We start from the raw sequence: 6,901 nt of genomic DNA, 5'->3' as shown, positions 1-6,901 counted from the left end.
GATGACCCGCGACCCGGCCCGACCGGAGTCCACCCCTCCGCTTTCGGTCAATTCAAAACGAACGGTGACGGACTGCGTGCGTTATGTGATGTGCTTGGACCGTTCACGCTCACTGGCAAGAGCTCGCGACATACGACAAACACATAAGTCACGCCAGGCCTCGCCCGTCAGGCGACCGCCGAACAGCACCACGCACCGCACCGCATCGCAACCGGGGCACGAGGAGGGGAGCGATCATGGGATCGGAGCAGATTCGCCGCTGGGAGTCGGGAGCACTGGCGCACGCCGTGAACGACCCGTTCGGGCAGGGACCCCTCCCGTGGCTGCGCGGCGGGGAGACGTACTTCGGCGACACCGGCCAGGTCGTCCCCTGGTACGTGGACGTGGACGCGGACGACACGGACACGGACGCGGATCCGGACTCCTTACCGCGCTCGCACCGGTCCGCGGCCCGCCTCCCCGGGCAGCGCGGCCCCCGGGTCTCCGCCCCCCGTTCCGGCGGCGGCGGTCCCCGCGCCGCCGACGACGTGCGCCGCCAGATCAAGGGCTTCAGCTCGACCGGGACCGTCGCCCCCGGCGAGTCCATCGACTTCCACATCACCGTCGACCCGCCCCAGGAGTTCGGCGTCGACGTCTACCGCATCGGCCACTACGCAGGCGACGGTGCCATCAAGATCACCTCCAGCCCTCGCCTCTCCGGCATAGTGCAGCCCCCGCCGCTCACCGCCGACCGCACCGTCTCCTGCCACCACTGGTGGCTGTCCTGGCGGTTACCGGTCCCGTCGTACTGGAGCGTCGGCGCGTACGTCGCCGTGCTCACCACGGCCGACGGCTACCGCTCGCACATCCCGTTCACCGTCCGCGACAACCGCCCGGCGGACCTCCTCCTCGTCCTGCCCGACGTCACCTGGCAGGCCTACAACCTCTACCCGGAGGACGGCCGCACCGGCGCCAGCCTCTACCACGCCTGGGACGAGCGGGGCAGGCTGCTCGGCGAGTCCGACGCCGCCGCCACCGTCTCCTTCGACCGCCCCTACGCGGGCGCCGGTCTGCCGCTGCACGTCGGGCACGCCTACGACGTCATCCGCTGGGCCGAACGCTACGGCTACGACCTCGCCTACGCCGACGCCCGTGACCTGCACGCCGGCCGGGTGGACCCCACCCGGTACCGAGGCCTGGTCTTCCCCGGCCACGACGAGTACTGGTCGGCCCCCATGCGCACCGCCGTCGAGCGCGCCCGCGCGCACGGCACCTCCCTGGTCTTCCTCTCCGCCAACACCCTGTACTGGCAGGTGGAGCTGGCCGCCTCCCCGTCCGGCCCCGACCGTCTGCTGACCTGCCGCAAACGCCGGGGCCCGGGCAAGCCGGTGCTGTGGCGGGAGATCGACCGCGCGGAGCAGCAGCTGCTCGGCATCCAGTACGCCGGCAACGTCCCGCGGCCGCATCCCCTGATCGTCCGCAACGCGGCCCACTGGATGTGGGAGGCGACCGGCGCCCACGAGGGCGACGCCGTCGAGGGCATGGTCGCGGGCGAGGCCGACCGCTACTACCCGCGGACCCCGCTGCCCGACTACGAGGAGCGCGTCCTGCTCGCGCACTCCCCGTACACCGACCGGGCGGGCGCCCGGCGGCACCAGGAGACCTCGCTCTACCGTGCCCCCTCCGGCGCCTGGGTCTTCGCCGCCGGCACCTTCGCCTGGTCGCCGGCGCTGGACCGTCCGGGCCACGTCGACCCCCGGATCCAGCGCGCCACGGCCAACCTCCTGGACCGCATCTGCAAACGCGACTGACCCGCGGCGACGACCGTCCCTCCCGTACGGGAGAATCGAGTCATTCAGACAGAACCACGGGGAGGAACCGTGTCCGGATTCGTCGAGAAGCCCGAACCGATCCAGGTTCCGGGCCTGGTGCATCTGCACACCGGCAAGGTGCGCGAGCTGTACCGGAATGAGGCGGGCGACCTCGTGATGGTCGCCAGTGACCGTATCTCCGCCTACGACTGGGTGCTGCCGACCGAGATCCCCGACAAGGGCCGGGTGCTCACCCAGCTGTCCCTGTGGTGGTTCGACCAGCTCGCCGACCTGCTGCCCCACCACGTCCTCAGCACGGAGCTCCCGGACGGCGCCCCCGGCGACTGGGCGGGCCGCACCCTGGTCTGCAAGTCGCTGAACATGGTCCCCGTCGAGTGCGTGGCCCGCGGCTACCTCACCGGCTCCGGCCTCGCCGAGTACGACGCGTCCCGCACGGTCTGCGGCCTCGCCCTCCCGGAGGGCCTGGTGGACGGCTCGGAGCTGCCCGCCCCGATCTTCACCCCGGCCACCAAGGCCGCCGTCGGCGAGCACGACGAGAACGTCTCCTACGAGGAGGTCGCCCGCCAGGTCGGCGCGGACACCGCGGCCCGGCTGCGCCAGGCGACCCTCGCCGCCTACTCCCGCGCCCGGGACATCGCCCGCGACCGGGGCATCATCCTCGCGGACACCAAGTTCGAGTTCGGCTTCGACGGCGAGACCCTGGTCATCGCCGACGAGGTGCTCACCCCGGACTCCTCCCGCTTCTGGCCGGCCGAGCAGTGGGAGCCGGGCCACGCCCAGCCCTCGTACGACAAGCAGTTCGTACGGGACTGGCTCACCTCGGCCGAGTCGGGCTGGGACCGCGCGAGCGAGCAGGCCCCGCCGCCGCTGCCGCAGCAGGTGGTGGACGCGACCCGGGCCAAGTACGTGGAGGCGTACGAGCGGTTGACCGGCACCACCTGGAGCTGAACGCCCGGCAGCCGGGCCCGGCCAACCACCGGGCCCGGCCCGCGACGAAGCCCCGCGGCGTAGGCCTCACGACGAAGGCCTACGACCGCCCCACGGCAAAAACCCACGACAAAGGCCCCGGTCGATGACCGGGGCCTTTGTTTCTGAGCGAACGACGAGGTTCGAACTCGCGACCTCAACCTTGGCAAGGTTGCGCTCTACCAACTGAGCTACGTTCGCATGCGCCGTGGCGCGACACCCACTATACCCAACCTCGCTCCCGTGCGAGGCGCACCGCCGCATGACGGTTCTCCGCCCCGAGCTTCGAGACGGCCGAGGAGAGGTAGTTGCGCACGGTCCCCTGGGACAGCGCGGCCCGCTCCGCGATCTCCGCCACCGGCGCGCCGTCCGCCGCCAGATCCAGCACCTCGGCCTCGCGCACCGTCAGCGGGGAGTCTCCGGCGGCGATCGCGTCGGCGGCCAACTCCGGGTCGACGTAGCGGTTTCCCGCGTGCACCGTGCGGATGATCTCCGCGAGGCGCTGGGCGCTGACGGTCTTGGGAACGAATCCGCGCACACCCGCCGCGAGTGCCCGCTTCAGATGTCCCGGCCGCCCGTGACTGGTGACGATCAGCACCCGGCAGCCGGGCAGCTCGGCCCGCAGGGTTGTGGCGACCTTCACACCGTCCGCGCCGGGCATCTGCAGATCCAGTACGGCGACGTCCGGAGCGTGCGCCCGCGCCATCGCCAGTGCCTCCGGTCCGGAGGCCGCCTCGGCGACGACCGTCAGATCGTCCTCGAGCGAGAGCAGTGCGGCCAGCGCGCCCCGGATCAGGTGCTCGTCGTCGGCCAGCAGCAGCCGCACGGGCCGGGGACCGGTCACGGTGTCGCCTCACTCACGGAATCAGGGGTCTGAACGGCGGCGGCCGGAGCGGCCTCGCCGGAATGCGCGGGCAGCGGGACCTCGGCGGTCAGCAGGAACTGTCCGTCCCCGGTGGGCCCGGCCCGCAGCGTCCCGCCGATCTCCGCCAGCCGCTCCCGCAGCCCGACGAGCCCGGCCCCCCGGCTCGGGCCGCCGGACTGCGGCGGCACCCCGTCGTTCCTCACCGTCAGCACCACATGCCCCTTCCGTACCCGCAGTTCCATGGCGCACCGTCGCGCGTCGCCGTGCCGCAGCACGTTCGTGGCGGCCTCCCGCACCGCCCAGCCGAGCGCGGACTGCACCGGCGCCGGGAACCCGGTGACCGGTCCCGAGACCGTGCACTCGATGCCGGCGGCGGTCAGCACGCCCTGCGCGCCCGCGAGCTCGCTGCCGAGATCGGCCTCGCGGTATCCGCGCACCACCTCGCGCACCTCTCGCTGCGCCTCGTGCGCGAGCCGCTGCACCTCGACCATCTGGGTCACGGCCTCCGGCCGCTTCCGCTGGGCCAGCTGGACGGCCAGCTCGCTCTTCAGCGCGATCACCGCGAGGTTGCGCCCCATCACGTCGTGCAGGTCCCGTCCGAACCTGAGCCGCTCCTCGGCGACGGCCAGCCGGGCCCGGGTCTCACGTGCTTCGTCGAGTTCGTAGACGGCGTTGAGCAGCCAGACGGAGAAGGCATAGGTGAAGGCGAAGAACCCGCCGCCGGCCAGCACGACCAGGGCGGTGACCAGTGCGACGGCCCAGGACTGGGTGACGGCCCAGGACACCACTCCCGTCCCCGCCGCGAAGGCTGCCACCATGGCGGCCATCCGCTCGCGCCCGTGCACGCCGATGGCGGTCGTACCGGCACCGAAGACCATGGTGATCGCGAAGATCCCGCCGGCGGCACCCTCCACCTCACCGCCGCCGGGGCTCCGCCGGGCGATGACGAGCGCGACGGCGGCCACCAGCACGGTCACGGCACCGAACGACCACAGCGTCCGCACCGGGCGGTCCCGCTGGCCGCGATGCCAGTCCAGGGTCCGCGAGCCGGTCACACCGCAGACCACACTGTGCACGGCCGCCAGGGCAATCAGCACCAGGGCCGGCCGCCGCTGCTCCACCTGCCCGACCACCGGCCCGACCGCCACTGAAAGCTCGGTCAGCGCGAGCATGTGGAACGACCACCGGGTGTACGTCTCGAACTTCGCCGGTGTGCTCTTGCGTCCCCACCAGCCGCCGGACCTGCTCATCTCCCCGTGCTCCTTGCCCCACATCGTGTACGGCGGACCGTGCCGGCGACGCCGGGTCCGACAGCGCGCTCGTCCCGCTTGCCCCAAGGGTGAGTCGGGCGGCGCCCCAGCGACGTCACCGGTTGCCGGCTTCCCACGCCGCCTGCTCCGCGCCGTGCGGCCGCGCCGACGGGTACCGCTCACCCATGCCGCGAGGGGCCTCGGTTCTCTCCGGCCCGGTCGGCCGGACAGGCCCCGGCCCATGTCAGTGCCTCGGCTCCCAGCGGAACCACCGTCGTACAGCAAACACCGCGAAAGCGATCCAGGCCACCGCCACGGCCACGGCTCCCAGCGCCCCGCCGGCCGACAGGTCGCCGGTGAAGCCGCCGCGCACCAGGGTCATCACGGGGGTCAGCGGCAGCAGCTCGCAGAAGGCGGCGACCCGGTCGGGAAGGATCTCCAGGGGGATCATCATCCCGGAGGCCAGCATCGACAGGAACATCAGCGGCAGCGGGGTGACCTGGGCACTCTCGCTGGTCCGGGTGAAGCTCGCGGTGACGATCGCGAGTCCCACGCACAGCGGCAGTCCCAGCAGCAGCCCCAGCACCGACAGGTACACGGCCGGCGGGGCCGGCATGTCCAGCAGGATCACGCAGCCGGCCGCCAGCAGCAGCGACTGCACCAGGCCCGTGGTGGTCGCCGGCAGCGCGGACCCGGCGAGGATCTCGCCGTCCCGCAGCTCCCCGGTACGCAGCCGCTTGAGGACGAGTTCCTCACGGCGGGCGACGAGGGAGCCGACGAGCGCCGAGTAGACGGCGAACAGGAGCGAGAAGCCGATCGCGGCCGGCAGCACCATCGTGCCGATGGTGAGCCCGGCCTCGGCGAGGTCCATCCCTCTGGCCGCCTCACGCGCGCTGACCGGCAGCACCAGCGGCACGAACAGCGCTGCGAAGAGGGTGCCCTTGGTCCGTCCCAGCAGGGTCAGCTCGGCCCGGGCGAGCGCGGTCATCCGGCTCACCGGGGTGGTCACGGCCGTGCTCATGCTGCGTACTCCTTCGTCGTCACCGTTTTTGCGGCCGCCTCCTTGGCGATCCGGAGGAAAGCCTCCTCCAGAGAGGCCGAGCGCACGTCCAGCCGGTGCAGCTCCACCCCGGCGCGGTCCGCCCAGACCAGCAGTGCGGTGGCCGCCCGCTGCAGTTCGCTGGTGTGCAGCCGGACGGTCCGGCCGTCGACCGTGTGGTCGCTCACGCCCAGTTCGGCGAGCGGCGGCAGGTCGCCCGCGAAGTAGCCCTCGGGCAGGTCGAAGGTGATCCGGGACGGCTCGGAGGCGGTCACCTCGGCCGGGGTGCCGGTGGCGGCGATACGGCCCTCGTGCATGATCGCGAGCCGGTCGGCGAGGAACTCGGCCTCTTCGAGGTAGTGCGTGGTGAGCAGCACGGTCGTACCGCGGTCGCGCAGCGCGCTCACCAACTCCCAGGTCTCCCGGCGGCCCTCGGGGTCGAGCCCGGTGGTCGGCTCGTCGAGGAAGAGCACATCGGGATCGCCGAGCAGCGCGAGCGCGAGGTCCAGGCGGCGCCGCTGTCCCCCGGAGAGCTGTTTCACGCGGACCCCGGTCCTCGTGCCCAGCCCGACCAGCGTCAGGACCTCCTCCTCGGGCCGGGCGCCGCTGACGCAGCCCGCCCACATCCGGGCGGTCTCGGCGACGGTCAGCTCGGAGGGGAAGCCGCCTTCCTGGAGCATCACTCCGGTGCGGGGCCGGATGACCGCGCGGTCCGTGTACGGGTCGTGGCCGAGGACCCGTACACGCCCGCCGGCCGGGGCCGCGAGGCCTTCCAGCAGTTCGACGGTGGAGGTCTTGCCCGCTCCGTTGGTGCCGAGCAGGGCGAAGATCTCGCCGCGCCGCACCGAGAAGTCGATCCCGCGCACCGCTTCGAACCCGCCCCCGTAGACACGTCGCAGGCCGGTGACCTCGATCACGTGCTCGTGTTCGTTGGTTTCCATGGCTCGATCATCCCTGTGGCCGGGCGGCC

At 72.4% G+C, this 6,901-nt stretch carries 6 protein-coding genes and 1 tRNA gene; 2 read left to right on the top strand and 5 right to left on the bottom strand.

Translation table 11 applies throughout. The features are described 5' to 3' along the window. The first annotated feature begins 236 nt into the window (after positions 1-236). Together B9S61_RS25405 and B9S61_RS25400 are read left to right on the top strand one after the other, a co-directional pair. A complete protein-coding gene (locus tag B9S61_RS25405; RefSeq protein ID WP_103544322.1) occupies positions 237-1,790 on the top strand; it encodes a N,N-dimethylformamidase beta subunit family domain-containing protein in 1,554 nt (517 codons plus the stop codon). Positions 1,791-1,859: 69 nt separating this feature from the next. After that, the gene (locus B9S61_RS25400; RefSeq protein ID WP_103544321.1) at positions 1,860-2,759 is read left to right on the top strand and encodes a phosphoribosylaminoimidazolesuccinocarboxamide synthase; all 900 of its coding nucleotides are present in this window, start codon (positions 1,860-1,862) and stop codon (positions 2,757-2,759) included. A 146-nt stretch (positions 2,760-2,905) separates the two neighbouring features. Here the strand turns inward: B9S61_RS25400 and B9S61_RS25395 are convergent. The 5 genes from B9S61_RS25395 to B9S61_RS25375 all read right to left on the bottom strand — a co-directional run bounded on the left by B9S61_RS25395 (position 2,906) and on the right by B9S61_RS25375 (position 6,872). Further along, a tRNA-Gly gene (locus B9S61_RS25395) sits at positions 2,906-2,978 on the bottom strand. A 22-nt stretch (positions 2,979-3,000) separates the two neighbouring features. Beyond that, complete coding sequence (locus tag B9S61_RS25390) at positions 3,001-3,621, bottom strand: response regulator transcription factor (protein ID WP_103544320.1); 621 nt, start codon at positions 3,619-3,621, stop codon at positions 3,001-3,003. Then, positions 3,618-4,892 (bottom strand): sensor histidine kinase, encoded by a 1,275-nt coding sequence (locus B9S61_RS25385; RefSeq protein ID WP_103544319.1) that lies wholly within the window; start codon positions 4,890-4,892, stop codon positions 3,618-3,620. The genes B9S61_RS25390 and B9S61_RS25385 overlap by 4 nt, the downstream gene beginning before the upstream one ends. Positions 4,893-5,136: 244 nt before the next feature. Beyond that, a complete protein-coding gene (locus B9S61_RS25380) occupies positions 5,137-5,913 on the bottom strand; it encodes an ABC transporter permease (RefSeq protein WP_103544318.1) in 777 nt (258 codons plus the stop codon). Continuing rightward, on the bottom strand, positions 5,910-6,872 hold the full coding sequence (locus B9S61_RS25375; protein ID WP_103544317.1) for an ABC transporter ATP-binding protein: 963 nt from the start codon (positions 6,870-6,872) through the stop codon (positions 5,910-5,912). Before B9S61_RS25375 ends, B9S61_RS25380 begins: the two co-directional genes overlap by 4 nt. Positions 6,873-6,901 lie beyond the last annotated feature (29 nt).

It is taken from the genome of Streptomyces sp. SM1 (assembly GCF_002910825.1).
GTDB lineage: Bacteria > Actinomycetota > Actinomycetes > Streptomycetales > Streptomycetaceae > Streptomyces > Streptomyces okerensis.
This window is presented reverse-complemented; position numbering and strand designations above follow the sequence as displayed.